1 protein-coding gene is annotated in these 289 nt (G+C 68.2%); it reads left to right on the top strand.

Annotated elements, in window-relative coordinates; translation table 11 throughout:
- The coding region (locus tag MKL09_RS31445) for a hypothetical protein (protein ID WP_244025870.1) at positions 1-217 on the top strand (217 nt) is incomplete at its 5' end.
- Positions 218-289: the final 72 nt, after the last annotated feature.

The following is a 289-nucleotide window of genomic DNA, read 5'->3' as shown; positions in this document are numbered from 1 at the left end:
CTCAGATCACTGCAACGCGCGAGACTGGCTGTTCGCCCGGATCCAGCGCGGCGAGAGCACATCGCCCGCCTCGGTGATGATCCAGGGCTGCGCATCCTCGGCGTCGATCGCCGCAGCTGCCGCGGCGAGTGCCTCGCGCAGCTGCGCGGCCCTGCACCCGCAAAAGGTCGAAGACCTTTTGAAACCGGACCTTTCGCGGACAGCGGTCGGTCAGTAGGTCCAGCGCTGGGCCTTGGAGACCAGGAAGTCGCGGAACGCCTGCACCCGGGCGACCGAGCGCATCTCCTCG

The sequence above is a fragment of the Methylobacterium sp. J-048 genome (genome assembly GCF_022829515.1).
Taxonomy (GTDB): Bacteria; Pseudomonadota; Alphaproteobacteria; order Rhizobiales; family Beijerinckiaceae; genus Methylobacterium.
Note: the sequence above shows the minus strand (reverse complement) of the source record. Positions and strands in the feature narration are given on the sequence as shown.